Annotated in this window: 14 protein-coding genes and 1 riboswitch; of the genes, 8 read left to right on the top strand and 6 right to left on the bottom strand. The window is 73.5% G+C overall.

Going from position 1 to position 18,671, the window contains the following annotated elements:
• Nucleotides 1–19: 19 nt before the first annotated feature.
• From ACIQOW_RS25105 to ACIQOW_RS25095, 3 genes are all read right to left on the bottom strand, one after another.
• The gene (locus ACIQOW_RS25105) at nt 20–1,405 is read right to left on the bottom strand and encodes a hypothetical protein (RefSeq protein WP_401088513.1); all 1,386 of its coding nucleotides are present in this window, start codon (nt 1,403–1,405) and stop codon (nt 20–22) included.
• A 156-nt stretch (nt 1,406–1,561) separates the two neighbouring features.
• On the bottom strand, nt 1,562–2,779 hold the full coding sequence (locus tag ACIQOW_RS25100) for a pyridoxal-phosphate dependent enzyme (RefSeq protein WP_401088512.1): 1,218 nt from the start codon (nt 2,777–2,779) through the stop codon (nt 1,562–1,564).
• A gap of 110 nt (nt 2,780–2,889) precedes the next feature.
• Nucleotides 2,890–3,444 carry a YceI family protein gene (locus tag ACIQOW_RS25095; RefSeq protein ID WP_401088510.1) on the bottom strand — a complete coding sequence of 185 codons (555 nt, stop codon included), beginning with the start codon at nt 3,442–3,444 and terminating at the stop codon, nt 2,890–2,892.
• Nucleotides 3,445–3,613: 169 nt separating this feature from the next.
• On the opposite strand from ACIQOW_RS25095, the gene ACIQOW_RS25090 reads away from it, so the two are divergent.
• Entirely contained in the window at nt 3,614–3,925 is a 312-nt protein-coding gene (locus ACIQOW_RS25090; protein WP_401088508.1) for a hypothetical protein, read from the top strand.
• Nucleotides 3,926–3,966: 41 nt separating this feature from the next.
• Here ACIQOW_RS25090 and ACIQOW_RS25085 read toward each other — a convergent pair whose 3' ends face one another.
• Nucleotides 3,967–6,861: a penicillin acylase family protein gene (locus ACIQOW_RS25085; protein ID WP_401088506.1), complete on the bottom strand. Its 2,895-nt coding sequence runs from the start codon at nt 6,859–6,861 to the stop codon at nt 3,967–3,969.
• A gap of 215 nt (nt 6,862–7,076) precedes the next feature.
• Nucleotides 7,077–8,090, bottom strand: coding sequence for a zinc-binding dehydrogenase (locus tag ACIQOW_RS25080; protein WP_401088504.1), 1,014 nt, complete (start codon nt 8,088–8,090; stop codon nt 7,077–7,079).
• A 101-nt stretch (nt 8,091–8,191) separates the two neighbouring features.
• Here ACIQOW_RS25080 and ACIQOW_RS25075 point away from each other — a divergent pair, with 101 nt between their 5' ends.
• Nucleotides 8,192–8,848 carry a TetR/AcrR family transcriptional regulator gene (locus ACIQOW_RS25075; protein WP_401088502.1) on the top strand — a complete coding sequence of 219 codons (657 nt, stop codon included), beginning with the start codon at nt 8,192–8,194 and terminating at the stop codon, nt 8,846–8,848.
• Between the two features lie 84 nt (nt 8,849–8,932).
• Here the strand turns inward: ACIQOW_RS25075 and ACIQOW_RS25070 are convergent, their stop codons facing one another.
• Nucleotides 8,933–9,619: a macro domain-containing protein gene (locus tag ACIQOW_RS25070; RefSeq protein ID WP_401088500.1), complete on the bottom strand. Its 687-nt coding sequence runs from the start codon at nt 9,617–9,619 to the stop codon at nt 8,933–8,935.
• Nucleotides 9,620–9,854: 235 nt separating this feature from the next.
• Here ACIQOW_RS25070 and ACIQOW_RS25065 point away from each other — a divergent pair, with 235 nt between their 5' ends.
• From ACIQOW_RS25065 to ACIQOW_RS25040, 6 genes are all read left to right on the top strand, one after another.
• On the top strand, nt 9,855–11,549 hold the full coding sequence (locus ACIQOW_RS25065; RefSeq protein WP_401088498.1) for an ADP-ribosyltransferase domain-containing protein: 1,695 nt from the start codon (nt 9,855–9,857) through the stop codon (nt 11,547–11,549).
• Between the two features lie 117 nt (nt 11,550–11,666).
• Nucleotides 11,667–13,784 (top strand): HelD family protein, encoded by a 2,118-nt coding sequence (locus ACIQOW_RS25060; RefSeq protein ID WP_401088496.1) that lies wholly within the window; start codon nt 11,667–11,669, stop codon nt 13,782–13,784.
• Between the two features lie 459 nt (nt 13,785–14,243).
• The gene (locus ACIQOW_RS25055) at nt 14,244–14,600 is read left to right on the top strand and encodes a zinc ribbon domain-containing protein YjdM (RefSeq protein WP_188294786.1); all 357 of its coding nucleotides are present in this window, start codon (nt 14,244–14,246) and stop codon (nt 14,598–14,600) included.
• A 153-nt stretch (nt 14,601–14,753) separates the two neighbouring features.
• Nucleotides 14,754–16,229 (top strand): MFS transporter, encoded by a 1,476-nt coding sequence (locus ACIQOW_RS25050; RefSeq protein ID WP_401088493.1) that lies wholly within the window; start codon nt 14,754–14,756, stop codon nt 16,227–16,229.
• A complete protein-coding gene (locus tag ACIQOW_RS25045; protein WP_401088491.1) occupies nt 16,229–16,681 on the top strand; it encodes a MarR family winged helix-turn-helix transcriptional regulator in 453 nt (150 codons plus the stop codon). Before ACIQOW_RS25050 ends, ACIQOW_RS25045 begins: the two co-directional genes overlap by 1 nt.
• Before the next feature lie 96 nt (nt 16,682–16,777).
• A riboswitch (cobalamin riboswitch) is annotated at nt 16,778–16,969 on the top strand.
• 199 nt (nt 16,970–17,168) lie between these two features.
• A complete protein-coding gene (locus ACIQOW_RS25040) occupies nt 17,169–18,668 on the top strand; it encodes a CoA-acylating methylmalonate-semialdehyde dehydrogenase (protein WP_401088489.1) in 1,500 nt (499 codons plus the stop codon).
• Nucleotides 18,669–18,671 lie beyond the last annotated feature (3 nt).

Here is an 18,671-nt window from a genome sequence, read left to right as displayed (position 1 = left end):
AAGAGGCCCTGCCGCGCGCTCAGTTCAGGGTGAACCAGGTGCTGCGGGACTTCTTCCACTCGGGGTGGGTGAGGTCCTTGGCGGCGGTGGCGTCGCCGTACAGGTCGGCGGAGCCGTCGTCGGTGATCAGCTGGGCGCGGGCGCCGGGGGCGTCCAGGTCCGGGACGTCCGGGACGGCCTCCCAGGCGCCGTAGTCGCTGGTCGGCAGGTCGGTCAGCTTGGTCGGCTGGGAGCCGGGCTGCCCGTTCCAGCGGTAGAGCGCGTACGGGGCGGAGTTGTCCTCGGCGGACCAGGAGCCGGCCACGATCAGGTACTGGCCGAGGTCGTTGCGGCGGATGTCGCGGATCGACAGGCCGCCGAGGTTCAGCTCGATCGCGTCGCCGAAGGTCGCGTGCGAGGCCGAACCGTTCAGCAGTGAGGGGAAGTCGGTGACCGGGACGAGCAGCGCCCGGCCGCCGGTGACGGCCGGGGTGAGCGGCGCGCGGAAGCCGATGTACGCGGTGCTGGTGCTGCCGGGGGCGAACTCCAGGCCCTCGACGTTGAACCCGTCGATCTGCTTGGGCACCTGGCCGTCGGCGGCGCCCGCCGCGAAGCCGTAGTGCTTGCCGTGGGCGTTGTCCCAGGCGATCAGGTCGTCGCGCAGGCCGTGGTACGAACCGGCCAGGGACAGCTGGGTGTCGGCGCCGGAGCCGGTGACGGTGGTGGCGAAGACGGTGTGCCGGTCCGGCTTGACCACGCCGTCCTTGTTGTTGCCGAGCGAGCCGGTCCAGTAGATGGTGTTGCCGACCCGGGTGGCGCCCTCGATGTCGATCTCCTTGGAGACGCCGAGGGCCGAGCTGAAGTCCCAGGTGCGGACCGGCGCACCGGAGTTGTCGCGGTCGTACAGGCGCAGGGTGTTGGACTCGTCGTCGCCGACCACGAGGTAGCCGCCGCCCGCGTCCACGGCGGCCGAGGCGTCGCTGGAGCCGGTCAGGTAGCGGCTGGTGGCGGAGGACTGGACGGCGGGGGAGGCGGCGTAGTGCAGGGTGCGGGTGGCGCTCTTGCCGCCGAGGCCGGTGACCTTGATGGTGAGGTCGGCGTAGCCGACGCCCTGGGCGGCGACCGCGAGGGTGCGGGTGCCGGTGGTGCCGGTCACGGTGACGTCGCCGGTGCGGGCCACGGCGCTGCGGGTGGTGGCGGAGGCGGCGACGGTCAGGGCCGAGACCGAGGCGCCGGACTGGGCGACCGTCACGGTCACGGTCGGGTCGCCGGTGGCGCCGACCGCGCCGGAGAGGTACCCGGCCGAGAAGGTGATCGTCGGGGTGCCGTACGAGACCGCGCCGGCCGGGAGGGCGGGCAGGGCGAGCACGGGCACCGCCGCGACGGCGACGGCGAGCGGGAGCAGGCGGCGGAGGGGACGCGACACGGTGGCTACCCTTCGACATGCGGGGGGAGTTGACGGAGGGTGTCAGCCTGCTGGCGCTCGGCGAACACCGACCCTACGGCGACCTTACGAGGGCGGACGGGCGGGCGAACAGCAGGCGTGCGCCGGGTGTCCGCCGACGATCGGGGAACCCTTGGTTCAGCCGGTGATGCCGGCCTTGCGCAGCACCCGGCTGACCGCGTCCCACTCGGGGGCGACCGGATCGGTGCGACGGGTGCCGACGCCCGAGTCCTTGAAGCCGCTGGACGTCGACACGCAGACCACCGGGCCGTCCGAGAGGTCCGGCTCGCCGAGGCTGCGCAGCCCGGCCAGGCCGGCCGCCGCGGACAGCTCGGCCCAGAGCCCGGCCCTGGCCATCTCCTCCTTCGCGTCGGTGAGTTGGGCGTCGGTCAGGGTCAGCGCCCGGCCGCCGCTCTCGCGGACCGCGAGCACGCCGCGATAGCCGCTGACGGGGGAGTTGATCGAGTACGCCGCGCTCGGGCGGACCGTCACGCGGGCGGCGGGCAGCCCCTCGGCGACCGCCCGGGCGAGCGGCCCCGAGGTGACCGTCTCGCAGGAGTGGATGCGCGGCACCCGGTCGGCCAGACCCAGCCGGACCAGCTCGGTGAACCCCTTCCAGACGCCGAACAGGAGCTCGCCGTAGCCGGTGGGGACGAACACCGCGCTCGGCAGGCCGACGTCCTGGAAGATCTCGTACGCGATGGTCTTGTAGCCCTCGGGGCCGTACGCGTGCCCGGTGTGGGTGGTGGTCAGGTTGCTGACCGGGTGCAGGCCCAGCCGGTCGACCACCTGGCGCAGCAGCGGCCAGCGGGCCTCCCACGGCACCGGGAGCACCACCGCGCCGTAGGCGTCGAGGAAGGAGTCGACGTTCGGCGGGAGGTCCGGGCCGGTGAACACCACGCAGCGCAGTCCGGCGCGGGCGGCGTAGGCGGCGGCCGCGGCGCCGTGGTTGCCCGAGGAGGCGACCGCGATGCCGGCGGCGCCGACGCCCACGGCGGCGCTGGTGGTGCAGCGGTTGAGCCGGTCCTTGTGGCTCCACGTGGGGTTGCGGGACTCGTCCTTGACGTACACCCCGGGTTCGATCTCCACCAGCGGAGTGGTGCCCTCGCCCAGGCCGGTGGCGAGCAGCGGCGGCAGCAGCGGGGCCCAGCGCTCCAGGCCGCCGCGCACCGGGGCGGGGGCGAACAGGGCCGCCGGGTCGGCCTTGTCGTAGGCGTAGTCGACCTCGACGGGGTAGGAGACGTCCTCGGTACCGGTGCGCGGGCAGCCGGCGGTGAGCGGGGGCCAGAGCGGGAAGCCGAGGGCGGGGTCGCCCAGGGAGCGCTGGCCGGTGGCGAGGGAGTGTTCTGTCGGCATGACAGGAGACTAACCGGGCGGGCCCCGCCGGTGGCCGGGCTCCGGCGTGAACTCGTGCGTGGGGCAACGGTTTCCGGCGGGTTCGGGCCGGTTCCGGCGGTTCGGCCGGGTCAGCCGCCCTGGCGGATCGCGGAGATGTCGAACTCCAGGACGACCTTGTCGCCGACCAGGACACCGCCGCCCTCCAGAGCAGCGTTCCAGGTGACCCCGTACTCCTTGCGGCTGATCGTGACCGAGCCCTCCAGGCCGACCCGGAGGTTGCCGTACGGGTCGACGGCGTTGCCGGTGTACTCGAAGTCGATGGTGACCGGGCGGGTGGTGTCCTTGATGGTGAGGTCGCCGGTGACCCGGTAGTCGGTCTCGGAGCGGGCCTCGACCGCGGTGGCGCGGAAGGTGATGTCGGGGAAGTTCGGCGCGTCCAGGAAGTCGTTGGTGCGCAGGTGCTGGTCGCGCTGCTCCACGCCGGTGTCGATGCTCTCGGCCTTGATCACCACCTGGCCGGTGGAGCGGGACGGGTCGTTGCCGTCCAGGTGGGCGGAGCCCTCGAACCGGTGGAACGCGCCGCGGACCTTGGTCACCATCGCGTGGCGGGCGACGAAGCCGATCCGGGTGTGGGTCGGATCGAGGACGTAGTCGCCGGTGAGCTCGGAGAGTTTGGCGGTCATGGTCGGCATGCCTCCTGATGGGGGTCGCGGGCCCGGGCCCGGCGGTGTCCGGGCGGTCCCCGGACCACGCTAGGGGCAGTCTCCGCGGGTCGCGCGCCGGGTTGGGCCCAAGCGGGGGCGGGAAGGCTCGCGGGGTACGCCGGAGGAGCGAACGGAGCAGGGGGCCGCGATGGACAGTGGGGTACGGGCGATGGTCGACGCGGTCGACGAGGCGCGGCGGCAGCTGCGGGAGAACGCGCTGCCGAAGGCGCGGGACAGCGGCCGCGACAAGGTCCCCGAGTCGGAGGAGGCGGCGCTGCTGGCGGCGCTCGCCGGGCTGGTGGAGGCCGTCGTCGAGCTGGCCGACGCCGCCTCGGACCGGATGACCACGGGCGACAGCCGTGAGACGTACGTCAAGGTGGCCCGGCGGCTGCGGGACCAGCCGGGCTACCTGCGGGACGACGCGGCGGCGGTCGAACGGCGGGTGCGCGGACCGCGGTGACCGGCCGCCGGGCCCCTGCTGGAGGGGCCCGGCGGGGTCGGTCAGCGGTGGCTGGAGAACTGCACCACCTGCTGGTAGGTCGGGCGGTTCTGCCAGGTGCTCTTGGGGTCGGTCACCCCGCCCAGCGGGCGGTGGATGATCGCGTCGGCGCACCACTGGTCGCCGGCCGAGCAGTCCGTGTCGCCGGGGTAGACCTGCGCGGAGGTCTGGGCGGCGGCCTGCTTCAGGGAGTTCAGCAGGACCGTTCGGCAGGCCGCGAGGTCGCCGCCGCCGCAGAACGGGCGGGCCAGCGGGCCGGCCACCTGGTCGCCGAGGACGGAGCGCAGGTCCTTGTCCAGGTAGCTCCACCAGCCGTACTGGAAGGCCGAACCCTTGTGCGGGATGGCCTCGTTGGCGTTGGTCGGGCCGCTGCCGGGACCGGTCTGGCCGCCGGAGGGGGACTCGTTGATCTGGAGGGCGCCGGTCAGCGCGCCGAACAGCGGGTCACCGAGGCCCGGCCGCATGACGCCCTCGGCGACCAGCGGCCACCAGGCGTCCATCACCCGGATCGCGGTGGCGTCCGCGTAGCTGTGGCTGCCCGGTGAAGTCTCCTTCCGCTGACCGCCGTTGGCGAGCCAGGCCTCCAGCTGCTGGACGGCGGTGAGGGTGGTCTGGTCGGTGACGGGCGCGCTGCGCAGCACCCGGATCAGCTCGGGCAGCACGTCCTCGGCCCGCAGGTCGGTCAGGGCGGCGCTCTCCATGGCCTGGGTGAGCGAGACCCGGCTCGCCTTCCCGCCGTTGCGGAGCAGGGACTTGACCCGGTCGTCCAGCAGGTTGCCGCGGTGCACCGAGCCGTTGCCGAAGCCGGCCGAGGTGTAGCCGTTCGCCTGCTTGTTGTTCCAGGAGATGTAGTAGTCCTGGTTGACGGACTGCGGGTGCTGGGCCGCCGGGGTGTACCGGGCGGTGTTGGCGGTGGGGTCGAAGTCGGCCCACTCGTAGGCGGGTTGGGCCTTGACCGGCAGCCCGGGGTCCACACCGGGGGCGCGCACCGGGTTGCTGCCGGAGTTGTAGTACGCGATGTCGCGCGAGTCGGCGTAGAACCAGTTGAAGGTGTAGTTGATGTCCTGGGCGGCCTGCTGGAAGCTCGCGGCGTCGTGCACCGTGCCCGGGTCGTTCAACTCCTGGAAGCCGACGATGGAGTCGACCTCGTGCCGGTAGGTGGAGCGCAGCGAGGTGAAGGCGACGGGTGCGCCGCCGACCGTCCCGCGGGCCGACACCAGGCCGTACTTGGAGCGGTACATCACCAGGGTGTACGAGCCGGCCGCGGTGGAGTCGGCGGTGGTCGGTTTCCAGGCGTTCTTGCGTTCCAGCCGGTCGAAGGGCAGGCACTGGCCGTGCCAGAGGTAGGAGTTGGCGGCGGTGGTGACCGGGGAGCCGTCGGTGGTGCAGAGCGGGACGGCGTAGGTGTCGGTGATGTCCTGCCCGGCCGAGGTGGCGCTCCAGGCGTAGTCCTGGCCGCGGCCGAGCTGCACGTAGAAGCTCAGGCCGGCGAAGGCGGCGCCGCGTGCGCTGATCCCGGGGCCCTGGATCTCCTCCAGCATCAGCAGCTGAGGGGCGAAGTAGCCGGTCTGCGGGCCGAACACGGCGGCCGGGTGGCCGTCGTCGGTGTGCGCGCCGGAGACCAGCAGGGCGTTGGACATCCCGTGCTTGGCGCTCAGCAGGTTGCCGGGCAGGACGCCGTTCGCCTTGGTGGTGGCGGAGTTGGCGGAGCCGGTGGGGTCGTAGACCACCCGCTCGGACACCACCGAGCCGGGGTCGGGCAGCGCCTCACCCTGTGGCTGGGCCGGGACGGTCGCGTACGGGAAGCTCTGTCCGTCGTGCAGGGTCTGGACGGCCTCGGGGTCGTCGGACTCGCGCAGTGACTTCCAGACCACGTCGCCGGCGTCCTTGCCGTACTTGGCCTCGGCGGCCGCCTTGACCTGGGCGGAGGAGAGTTCGCCGCCGCCGCCGGAGCCGAACAGCGCGCCGACCACGGAGGCGAGGGCGACCAGGTCGGTCAGCTTGAACGGCTCGATCGAGCCGGCGTTGGTGATCGGGTCGATGTGCCCGGTCAGGTCGTACTCGCCGGGGAAGGTGCGGGCGTTGTAGGACTCCTGGGCGTACTTGTTGATGCCGTCGAGGTAGGCGGTGGCGTCGGCGAGCGCCTGGGTGGCCCGGCCGCCGCGGGCGGCCATGGCGTCGATCTGCTGTTGCAGCTCCGCCTCGGTGTACGGCGCGGCCTGCCAGAAGGTCTGCTCCAGCTGGCGGTTGGCGGCGGCGCCGCCCGCGAAGCCGGACAGCTGGCCGCGGCCGACGTGCCGGAAGAGGTCCATCAGCCAGAGCCGGTCCTGGGCGGCGGCGTAGCCGGCGCCGAACTCGGTGCCGTAGCGGGTGGTGCCGGTGATGTGCGGGACACCGGTGGCCTTGTCGCGCACGATGGTGACGTCCGGGCGGGGGCTGATGCTGCTGGCCACCTGGTCGGCGGGGACGCCGAAGGAGGCGTCGTTGAAGAAGTCGCGGAGCTTGGCCTCGGTCAGGCCGGGATAGCCGGAGGCGAGGGCGGCGTACGGGGCGAGCTGGTCGTCGGTGTGCGCGGGGCGGGTGCCGAAGGCCCGGTTGAGCAGGATGTCCGAGAGGGTGGCGTTGCCGTTCTCGCCGGGCGGCAGGATGTCGGCGCAGTGGCCGCCGCAGTAGTCGTTGGCGGCGACGGTCGTCGTCGCGGGGGTGGGTGCGGCGGTGGCGCTGGGCGTGGTGGTCAGGGCGGCGGTGGCGAGCAGGGCCGCTGCGGTGGCGGCGGCCGGGAGCCGGAGGGGGCGGGTTCGCTGTCGTTGGCGTGGACGCAAGGCGGACTCCTCCGTCGGGGGCGCGGAAGAGTCGACGCTAGGGGTGCTACCGGACGGTTGACTAGTAGCGTGCATGTCATTTACCGGGCGGGGGTGGGGAGTTGCCGGGTTCGGCCGATCGGGCGGGTGCCTCCGAGGGGGCCCGGTGGGGGCGGACCGGGGCAGTAGCCTGGGCGCCTCTTCGGGACGGAGGGCAGGGGACCTGCCGAGGGGGCGAGGCGGCGCCGCACCCGCCGGGCTCAGTCCGGTGGGTACGGCGCCGGGTCGGCGGGCCGCCGGGGCGGGGCCGGTCAGGGCTTGAGTACCAGGCGGATCGGGTTGCCCTCCTTGCGCTCCAGCGCCTCGACCGCGCGGGCGGCCTCGGCCAGCGGGAAGGTGCCGCTCACCGAGCGGGAGAAGTCCAGCCGGCCGCCGCGGACCAGGTTGACCAGGTCGACGACGTCCTGGCCCTCGGAGCCGTAGTGGCCGCGGATCTGCTGGCGCAGGTAGCTGACCAGGGTGCCGTTGGTGACGGTCAGCGGCTTGTCGGTGAGGCCGACCAGGACCAGCCGGCCGTGCTCGCCGAGGGTGGCCATCGCCTGCTCGCGCACCGGGGCGACCCCGGCGAAGTCGAAGGCGACGGACAGCGGGCGGCCGCCGGTGGCCTCGCGCAGCAGTCCGGCGAACCCGGGGTCGGCCGGGTCGAGGGCGGCGTCGGCGCCGAAGGCCAGGGCGCGCTCGCGGGCGGCGGGCAGCGGGTCGACGGCGACGATCGGGAAGGCGCCGATCGCGCGCAGCAGCTGCACGCCGTGGGCGCCGAGGCCGCCGACGCCCCAGACGCCGACCGCCTCGGCCGGGCGCACGGCGCCGGTGGCGGTGATGGCGGCCCACGGGGTGGAGACCGCGTCGGGGATGAAGCAGGCCTGCTCGAAGGGGAGCTCGTCCGGGATCGGCACCAGGGTGGTGGCGGTGGCGAGCGCGTACTCGGCCCAGCCGCCGTCGTAGTCCACGCCGCGGGTGTACACGACGCCGTCGCGGCTCTCGCCGGCCTGGAGCAGCACCCGGTCGCCGACGGCCGCGGTGGTCACGCCCTCGCCGAGGGTGTGCACGGTGCCCGCGACCTCGTGGCCCAGGGTGACCTTGTCGCCCTTGAGGTGGAGCGGCTTGAGCATGCCCTGGATCAGGTGGACGTCGGAGAGGCAGACGCCGGCGGCCTCGACCCTGATCAGGACCTCGCCCGGGCCGGGGGCGGGGACGGGGACCTCCTCCACGGCGAAGGCGCCCTTCGCGACGTCGAGCCGGCCGGCGAGCATCGTGGCGGTCATCAGGACTTCCCTTCTCGCGGGAGCGGCGGGTCGGGGGGGTGGGCCCGCTGCTCCGGAAGTTACTTGTTAGCCAACAAGCAAGTTCACCGTAGCATGGTGCTATGCCTACGCACGATGAGGACCGCGGCGACCGGGACCCCCGGGACGTACCGCCGCGCCGGACCCAGGCCGAACGGCGCGCCCGGGCCGAGACCGCACTGATCGCCGCCGCCGCCCGGCTGATCGCCGAGCACGGCAGCACCGGGGTCACGCTCGCCAGGGTGGGGGAGGAGGCGGGCTTCAGCCGGGGCCTGGCCACCCACTACTTCGGCTCGAAGGCCGCGCTGCTGGCCCGGCTCCAGGAGGCGGCACTGGCCGAGGCGATGGCGGCGGCCGCCCCGGAGCGCAGCGGGGCGGGTGCGCTGGAGGAACTGTGCGGGTTCGCGCGCGGCTGCCTGGAGGGCGTGCGCAACCCGACCGACCTCGGCCGGGCCTTCGTGGTGCTCGGGGCCGAGGCGCTCGCCGGGGCCTCGGAGCTGACCGTCGCGGTCGCGGAGCTGGACGCCAGGACCCGGCAGTGGACCGCCGAGGTGGTCGGGCAGGGGCAGCGGGACGGGGAACTGGGCGCCGGCGTGGACCCGGGGGCCTTCGCGCTGGCCTTCGTGGGACTGCTCAAGGGGCTGGTGGTGCAGGCCGCGGCCGCTCCGCGGGCCTTCGACGTGGGGGTGGCGATCGCGGAGTCGGAGCGCTGGATCCGGCTCGCGCTCACGGCGGGCTGAGGCGCCGTCCGCCACCGCACGGCCGACCGTGCGGCGGCTCACGGCGGGGCGTGCGGACGGCTCGTGGGCGGTTCGCGGGTGGCGTCAGCCGCGGCGGGCCGGTGAACTCCGGCGCGCGGGCGGCGCGATCCGCACCCGCTCGGTGACGGGAGCCTTCGCGAGGTCGTCCAGCTGGGCGAGGACGGTGGCGCGCAGCTCGTCGTCGTCCGCGAAGTGGTGGTCGTGGAAGAGGGTGTACCCCGACCACATCAGGTTGGCGCAGACCCGGGCCGGGACCCGGCCGGTCCTGGCGCCCATGCCGACCAGGGCGACCGAGCGGACGGAGCCCGGCTCCAGCAGGTTCTGCCGGTGGACGGCCTGGAAGGCGGCGGCGCAGGCCAGGGCCACGTTCAGGGTCTCGCTGACGTTCTGCGAGGAGGTCCGCATGGTCGGGGCCGAGATCAGGAACCGGGGGTTGACGGCGCCGGACGGGACGCACACCGCGCTGCCGACCGGGAGGCTGCCGGCGTGCTGCCCGCGGATCGCCTTCTGCACCCGCAGCTGGATGCCCGCGCCCAGGTGGCGCTTGACCGCGGCGTCCGTCCCGCCGTCCATCCGGCCGCGGGAGTTGGTGGGGCTGACCCAGGCGTCGACCTCCGCGGTGAGCAGCGAGGCGTGCCGGATCTCGATCCCGGGGACGCCGGCGAAGGCCGCCCGCCAGGACTCCACGACCGTCGCGTCGAGGTCGGTCAGCACCACCCTGAGCGGCGCCTGCGTGCGGTCCGTGGTCATGTCGGGGCTCCTGTCGGTCCGGTTCCTTGGTGACACCGACGAAGCTAGCGCGCGGCACTGACAGTCCGTCCGGTCTCGTCCGGTCCCGTCCGGCCCCGTTCGCCGGGGCCGGGGGCGGCCGGGGACTGTCAGACCCGGCTGGTAGGACTGTGCTGTCCGCCGGGGAATCTGACGGATCGTCATTCGTCGTCCGCCTGCCGTCCGTACGGTCCCGACCAGTCGGAGTCGCACCACCATGAGCGCTGCCGACACCCCCGCCGCCGCCCAGCCCGACCCGGGCGACCCGCTGGCCCTCGCGGAGCTCTTCACGGGAGGCGGCGAGCCGTGGCTGCCGCTGCTGAAGCCGGTCATCGAGGCGCAGCCCGGCGCGGCCTCGTTCATCGGCCCCGGTCGCGGCCCCGAGGTCGTCCCGGTCCGCGAGCTGACCTTCCAGGCGCTCAAGCCGCACGCGCCGCACGAGTGGAAGGTCGTCGTCTTCGGCCAGAACCCGTACCCGCGGCCGGAGAGCGCCACCGGCATCGCGATGTTCGACAACACCTTCCACGACTGGAAGGACAGCCAGTTCGGCCGGGTGATCAGCATCCGCTGCCTGATCAAGGCCGCGGCGATGTGGAAGTACGGCATCCCCAAGAAGACGCCGATCGCCGACATACGGGCGCTGCTGAAGGAGCGGGAGACCGTCCAGCCGCCGGAGTGGTTCCAGGCGATGCTCACCCAGGGCGTGCTGCTGCTGAACGCGGCGCTGACCGCGAGCGGTGACGGCGCGATGGGGCCGGACCAGCACACCGGGTTCTGGCGGCCGGTCGCCGAGCGGATCGTGGAGGAGATCCTCCGGGCCAAGCGGCAGGCCGCCGAGGAGGACCGCTTCGTGGTCTTCGCCTGGTGGGGTGCGCACGCGCGCAGCCTGAAGAACGTCGTGCTGCGGTTGCAGCAGAAGTACCCCGAGGTCGAGGTCCGCCACATCGACCACGCCAACCCGGCGGCCCAGGGGGACGTCTTCTGCGACGGCGAGCACTTCGCCACGGTGAACGCGGCGCTCGCCTCGCTCGGCGCCGACGAGGTCGACTGGCTGCCCAGCACCGGCTGGAACGCGTCGTCGGCGCAGGGCGGCGGGGCGCGGGACGGGGTCGCCGAGCGGATGGGCGCCTTCATCGCCTCCACCATGGAGCTGCACCAGCTCTACCTGGACCGGCTCGCCGGGGTGAAGGACGAGGGCCTCGTCCTGCCCGCCATCACCGGCGTGTTCGACACCCCGCTGATGGGGTTCCGGGAGGCGGTGGCCCCGGTCGCCGAGCTGCTGCGGGGGCTGGACCGGCACGTGTCGCTGTCGCACGACTTCGGCAAGCGGCGGGTGGACGAGCCGGCCGCAGGCCTGTCCGGTGGAGTCTCCGGAGGCTCGGCCGCGGGGCTCCCCGCCGGGCTCCCCGCCGGGCTCCCGGCCGGGCTCTCCGCCGACGAGATCGCCGCGCTGTACCTGTACACCTGCGAGTCCGCGTTCTACCGGGAGATCAACGCGGTGCTCCGCTCGCCGGACCGCGGCCGGCTGGTGCCCTACGTGCCGTACCTGCGGCTGCTGTTCGCGGCGGTGTCGCGGCTGCCCGTCCGCACCGAGCCGCTCTGGCGCGGGGTCTCGCTGGACCTGCGCCGGCAGTACCCGCTCGGCAGGACGGTGACGTGGTGGGGCGTGTCCTCCTGCACCTCCAAGCTCGGGGTGGCGCGGTCCTTCCTCGGCGGCAGGGGCAAGCGGACGCTCTTCGAGGTGCGCCCGGTGCGGGCCACCGGCATCCAGAACTTCTCGGCGTTCACCGGCGAGGAGGAGTTCATCCTGCTGCCCGGCACCCAGCTCCAGGTGACGGCCGTCAAGGCGGAGCGCGGCGGTCTGTGCACCGTGACGCTGACCGAGCTGGAGGAGGCGCCCCTGGTGTCCTGAGGCGTGCCCGAGGTCTTCCGTGCCAGTCTGCATAACCAGGTCAGTATTTTAACTGAGTTAAGTTATACTGGACTTCGAGCAGCCGGTGAGCTCGTGGTGCGGGAAGGGACGCGAACGATGACCTCGGAAACCCAGAGCCTCGACGGTGAACTGGAACGCGAACGGGCCTACGTCGAGGCCTGCCGGGTGGCGACGGCCCGGCAGGTCGAGGACGCCGGCCACCAGGTCGTCGCCGGGGAGGACGTCTCCGGCGACGGCGCCAGCGCGGAGGCGCTCGGCCGGTACCTGCGCACCCGCGCCAAGCGGATGAAGGAGCTGCCGGAGAGCCCGTCGTTCTTCGGCCGCCTGGACTTCGCCGACACCGCGGAGGCCGGGGACCACCGCCGGCAGCGCTACTACGTGGGCCGCCGGCGGATCTCCGAGGACCCGACGGTGCCGCCACTGGTGGTCGACTGGCGCGCCCCGGTCTCCCGGGCGTTCTACCAGGCGAGCGCCCACACCCCGCTCGGGCTCGCGCGGCGGCGCAGGTTCGGCTGGGCGCCGTGGAGCCTGGGCGCGCCGGAGGAGCTGACCGGGCTGGAGGACGAGGCCCTCGGCGGGGCGGCCGTGGTCGGCGGGCCCGGTGCGGACGGCGGCAGCGGCGACGGGAGCGGCCGAGGCGGCAGCGGTGCGGGCGGCATCCTGGCCGCCGAGATCGAGCGGCCCCGTACCGGTCCGATGCGGGACATCGTCGCCACCATCCAGCCCGAGCAGGACGCCCTGGTGCGGGGCGAGTTGAGCGAGTCGGTGTGCGTGCAGGGCGCTCCCGGAAGCGGCAAGACCGCCGTCGGGCTGCACCGCGCCGCGTACCTGCTCTACAGCTACCCGCAGCGGATCCGGCGGAGCGGTCTGCTGGTCATCGGCCCCAACCCGGTCTTCCTGCGCTACATCGCCGAGGTGCTCCCCGCGCTCGGCGAGATCGACGTCGTCCAGAAGACCGTCGAGGACCTGGTCGCCACCCGGCCGGTCACCTCGGTGGACGACGAGCGGGCCGCCGTGGTCAAGCAGGACGCCCGGATGGCGACGGTGCTGCGCCGGGCGCTGTACGGGCGCATCCGGGCGACGGGCTCGGAGCCGCTGGTCGTCCCGGACGGCTCCTACCGCTGGCGGGTGTCCCCGGAGCGGCTCGACCGGGTGGTCGCCGAACTGCGCGAGCAGGCGCCTCCGTACGCGATCGGCCGGGAGAGCCTGCGCACCCGGGTGGTGGCGATGCTCCAGGACCAGGCCGAGCGCCGGTCCGGCGTGATGCCCGGGGCGTGGACGCGGAAGATCGGGCGTTCCAGGCCGGTCGCGGCCTTCCTGGAGGCCGCCTGGCCGAACCCGCGGCCGGAGGCCGTGGTCGCCGCACTGCTGAGCGACCCCGCGGTGCTGGCCGAGGCGGCGGAGGGGGTGCTCGGTCCGGAGGAGCGGGCGGCGATCCTGTGGCGCCGCCCGCCGCGCTCGGAGAAGAGCGCCAGGTGGTCCGAGCACGACCTGATGCTGCTGGACGAGGTGGCCGGACTGATCGAGCACCCGGCCGGCTTCGGTCACGTCGTGGTGGACGAGGCCCAGGACCTCTCCCCGATGCAGTGCCGGGCGATCGCCCGCCGCAGCGTCTTCGGCTCGCTCACCGTCCTCGGCGACCTCGCCCAGGCGACGGCGCCGTGGGCCGCCCGCAGCTGGCCCGAGCAGCTCGGCCACCTGGGCAAGCCGCAGGCCGCGGTGGTGCCGCTGACCACCGGTTTCCGCGTCCCGGCCGTGGTGATGGCCCTCGCCAACACCCTGCTGGGAGCGCTGGACGTGGCGGTGCCGCCGGCCGTGTCGCTGCGGCAGGACGGCGAGCTGACGGTGCGGAGCGTGGCCGGGGGCGGCCTGGGCGGGGCGGTGGTGACGGCGGTGCGGGCCGCGCTGGAGCGCGAGGGCTCGATCGCGGTGATCGCGGCCGACGACGCGGTGGCGGAGACCGCCGAGGCCCTCCGGGAGGCGGGCGTCCCGACCGGCGCGGCCGAGCAGGCCGGCACCACGGCGCGGGTGACGGTGCTGCCGGCGTCGCTGGTGAAGGGGCTGGAGTACGACCACGTGGTGGTGCTGGAGCCGGCCGCGATCGTGGAGGCCGAAGCGCGCGGGCTGCACCGCCTGTACGTGGTGGTGACGCGGGCGGTCTCCCGGCTGGACGTCCTGCACGCCCGCCCGCTGCCCGCGCCGTTGGCCGGGTGACGGGCGGGGCGGGGCGGGTGCGGATCGCGCCAATTGCGGGGCCGTTTCGGGACGGCGGCCGCCAAGGAGACCAGGGTCTACACGACGACGAGGGACGGCAGCCTCCAGGAGTGGACCGCGGGTCCTGTGAACCACGGCTGGTCCCCTCGGAGCCCCGGCAACCAGGCACGCGGGCCCGCGACCCAGGGCGGGCCGACGGCCGCGGTGTAGCAGGGGACACCTTCGTGTTCGCCGACGGTACGGAGGACGGCCCCGGCAGGTGCCCGGCGTCCTCCGACCGGGGCACCTTCGGGGGCTGCCCTCACGTCGGCGGACAGGTGGTTTGAAAAATTCTTCAAGTTCATACATGCTGGCGTGCCGTCGGATCGGCGCGAGGTGCGTCAGGGTGCCCTCGGCGTGGGCACCGGACCCGCCGGCCCGGCCCCCTTGCCGCCTCGAAACCCTGGATGCGTTGAACCCATGAGCGACAGCCTGCCCCCGTGCCCGCAGTGTTCCTGCGAGTACACCTATGAGATGAACGCCCTCGTGGTCTGCCCCGAGTGCGCCCACGAGTGGGTGCCCGGCGGCTCCGAGGAGAGCGGCGCCGCGGCCGGCGAGCGTGTGATCAAGGATGCCGTCGGCAACGTGCTGAACGACGGGGACACCGTGACGGTGGTCAAGGCGCTCAAGGTCAAGGGCAGCGTCTCCGGCATCAAGGCCGGCACCAAGGTGCGCAACATCCGCCTGGTGGACGGCGTCGACGGGCACGACATCGACTGCCGTGTCGAGGGCTTCGGCGCCATGCAGCTCAAGTCGAGCGTGGTCAAGAAGGCCTGACCCGCGGGCCTGGACGGCCGCGCCCCGCCGAGGAGATCGGTGTGGGCGCGGCCGTTCCGTCTTTCCCGGACCGGAAAAGGGTGGAGTCGTCGCGGGAGTTAGTTATAGGCTCACAATGATTACAACAATACAAGTAACCATGGAGCGTCCGTCATGCCCGATGCCGCCCGACCGCGGCCCTGGCTCGTGCTCGCCATCTGCTGCATGAGCCTGCTGATCGTCAGCCTCGACGTCACCATCCTGAACGTGGCCCTGCCCGCCATCCGGAGTGACCTGCACACCTCGGTGTCCGGACTCCAGTGGACGGTCGACGCCTACACCCTGGTACTGGCGAGCCTCCTGATGCTCTCCGGATCGACCGCCGACCGGATCGGCCGCCGCCGGGTGTTCCGGATCGGACTGGTGGTGTTCTCCGGGGCCTCCCTGCTGTGCAGCCTGGCCCCCGGGCTCGGCTGGTTGCTCGCCGCGCGGATGCTCCAGGCGGTCGGCGGATCGATGCTGAACCCCGTCGCCATGTCGATCATCAGCAACACCTTCACCGACTCCCGGCAGCGCGCCCGCGCGATCGGCGTGTGGAGTGGCGTGGTCGGCATCAGCATGGCCGCCGGACCGATCCTCGGCGGGGTCCTGGTGGAGTCGGCCGGCTGGCGGGCGATCTTCTGGATCAACGTCCCGATCGGCCTGGCCGCGCTCTTCCTCACCCGCTACGTGCCGGAGTCGCGGGCGGCCCGCACCCGCAGGGCGGACCCGGTCGGCCAGCTGCTGGTCGTCGTGCTGCTCGCCGGACTCACCTACGCGATCATCGAGTCGCCGGAACGCGGCTGGACCTCGCCCGTGGTCCTCGGCTGCACGGCGGCCGCGCTCGGCGCGCTGCTGGGCCTGCTGTGGTACGAGCCCCGGCGCACCGACCCCCTGATCGACCTGCGGTTCTTCCGCTCCGCGCCGTTCTCCGGTGCCACCGTGATCGCGGTCGCCGCCTTCGCCGGCCTCGGCGGGTTCCTGTTCGTCGGCTCCCTGTACCTCCAGGACGTCCGCGGGCTCGACCCGCTGCACGCCGGGCTGTTCATGCTGCCGATGGCGGTCATGTCGCTGCTCACCGCGCCGCTGTCCGGCCGGATGGTGGCCACCCGCGGGCCGCGCACGCCCCTGCTGCTCGCCGGGACGGCACTGACCGCGAGCGCCGTGCTCCAGGCGGTCGGCTACGCCGAGCACGTGCCGACCGGTCTGCTGGTCGTCGCCTTCCTGCTCTTCGGCACCGGCTTCGGCCTGGTCAACGCGCCGATCACGAACACCGCCGTCTCCGGGATGCCCCGCGCGCAGGCGGGCGTGGCGGCGGCCGTCGCCTCCACCAGCCGGCAGGTCGGCCAGTCCCTGGGCGTCGCGGTGACCGGTGCGCTGATGGCCGGTGCCGCCCACACCGACCCGGCGGCCTTCACCGCCGCCGCCCGGACGGCGTGGTGGATCATCGCCGGCTGCGGTGTCGCCGTGCTGGTCACCGGTACGCTCACTTCCGGTCGCTGGGCCAGGGCGACGGCCGAACGCGCGGCGGAGCGGCTCGCCGCCGAGGAGGCGGCCGAGGACGCCGGCGGCAACGGGATCAGAGAGACGAAGGGGACGGTGGACGCCTGATGGAGTGCCTTGACACCGGCGGACACCCGGAGCCGGGCGAGGCCGATGCCGGGATGGCGGCCCGGGTCTGGCAGGGGATGTACACGCTCGTGCTGGAGCGCCACGACCGCCGCAAGGCCGTCGCCGACGCCCTCGGCATGAGCTTCAGCCGGGTCAGGGCGCTGCGCCGGCTCGCCGCCGGACCGATCACCCTGCGGGAGCTGGCCGAGCGGCTGACCGCCGACCCGCCGTACACCACCGTGATCGTGGACGACCTGGTGCGGCGCGGCCTCGCCGAACGCATCACCAACCCGGCCGACCGGCGCTCCAAGCTGGTCCACCTCACCGAGGAGGGCGAGGCGAAGGCCGCGCTCGCCACCGGCATCCTCGCCACCCCGCCGGACGCCCTGCTCGCGCTGCCGCCGGAGGACATCCGCGCGCTCGACCGGGTGGTGGCGAAGCTCCTGGGCTGAGGCCGCCCCCGGGCCCGGGCGGTGCTCGACGGCCCCGGGCGGGCCGGTGACGACGCGTCCGTGACGTGTTCTCACGGGTTGTCGCTCTGGACTTACTAGGACGTCCAACTATATGGTCGACGGCAGGTCCGCGGTGTCAGGGAAGCCGGTGTGAGTCCGGCACGGTCCCGCCACTGTGACCGGGGAGTCCGTCCTCGCAGGAGACGGCCACTGGCAGCCAGCCGGGAAGGCCAGGGGGCGGGCGTCGATCCGGGAGTCAGGATACCGGCCGCGGGTGGTTCGTGTTTTCCACGAGGATGGAGACGACACGCATGACTCCGGGCCGCTGTTCCCGTTCCGCTGCCGTGCTTCCGGTCGCCAGGGCGCTCGACGCCTGACGATCCGTCATTTTCCGCCTGCCCGCAGGCCCGTGCGCCGACCGTGCGCGCGGCCGGGCGGCGGTGCTCTCCAGTCCTCCTCTCCCCAGCGCTGATGAGAGAAGGAACCGATGGTCCGTGAACTGACCCACTTCGTCGGCGGCAAGCGCGCCGCCGGGACGTCCGGCCGGTACGGCGACGTCTTCGACCCCAACACCGGCCGGGTGCAGGCCCGGGTGCCGCTGGCCGACCGTGGCGAGGTCGAGGCGGTGATCGCCGACGCCGCCCAGGCGCAGCCCGAGTGGGCGGCCTGGAACCCGCAGCGGCGGGCCCGGGTGCTGCTGCGCTTCCTGCAACTGGTCGAGGGCGAGAAGGAGGAACTCGCCCGGCTGCTCTCCGCCGAGCACGGCAAGACCGTTTCCGACGCCCACGGCGACATCCAGCGCGGCCTGGAGGTCGTGGAGTTCGCCGCCGGCATCCCGCACCTGCTGAAGGGCGAGTTCAGCGACAACGCCGGGACGGGCATCGACGTGTACTCGATGCGCCAGCCGCTCGGCGTGGTCGCCGGCATCACCCCGTTCAACTTTCCGGCGATGATCCCGCTCTGGAAGGCCGCCCCCGCCCTGGCCTGCGGAAACGCCTTCGTTCTCAAGCCCTCGGAGCGCGATCCCTCGGTGCCGCTGCGGCTGGCCGAACTCTTCCTGGAGGCCGGGCTGCCGCCAGGCGTGCTCAACGTGGTCAACGGCGGCAAGGAGGCCGTGGACACCCTGCTGGAGGACCCGCGCGTCCAGGCCGTGGGCTTCGTCGGCTCCACACCGATCGCCCAGTACGTCTACGCCACCGCCGCCGCCCATGGCAAGCGGGCGCAGTGCTTCGGAGGCGCCAAGAACCACCTGATCGTGATGCCGGACGCCGACCTCGACCAGGCGGCCGACGCGCTGATCGGCGCCGGGTACGGTTCGGCCGGCGAGCGGTGCATGGCGATCTCGGTGGCCGTCCCGGTGGGGGAGGAGACCGCGGACGCCTTGGTGGCCAAGCTGGTCGAGCGGATCGCCGCGCTCAAGGTCGGGCGCTCGGACGACCCGGCGGCGGACTTCGGCCCGCTGGTCGGCGCCGACGCGCTCGACCGGGTCCGCGGGTACCTGGACCTCGGCGTCCGGGAGGGCGCCGAACTCGTCGTCGACGGGCGGGAGTTCCGACTGGAAGGACACGAGGGCGGCTACTTCCTCGGCGCCTCGCTGTTCGACCGGGTCACGCCCGGGATGCGGATCCACCGCGAGGAGATCTTCGGTCCGGTGCTCACGGTCGTCCGCGCCGCCGACTACGAGGAGGCGCTGCGGCTGCCCAGCGAGCACGAGTTCGGCAACGGCGTGGCCATCTACACCCGGGACGGCGACACCGCCAGGGACTTCGCCCGGCGGGTGGACACCGGCATGGTCGGGGTCAACGTGCCCATCCCGGTGCCGGTCGCCTACCACACCTTCGGCGGCTGGAAGCGCTCCGCGTTCGGCGACCTCAACCAGCACGGCCCCGACTCCATCCGCTTCTACACCCGCACCCGCACCGTCACCTCGCGCTGGCCCTCCGGGGTCAAGGAGGGCGCGAGCTTCACCATGCCGACGATGGGGTGAACG

The organism is Kitasatospora sp. NPDC091335, from assembly GCF_044757205.1.
In the GTDB taxonomy this organism is placed as follows: Bacteria; Actinomycetota; Actinomycetes; order Streptomycetales; family Streptomycetaceae; genus Kitasatospora.
The sequence above is the reverse complement of the archived record's forward strand: the minus strand, read 5'-3'. Positions and strand labels throughout refer to the sequence as shown.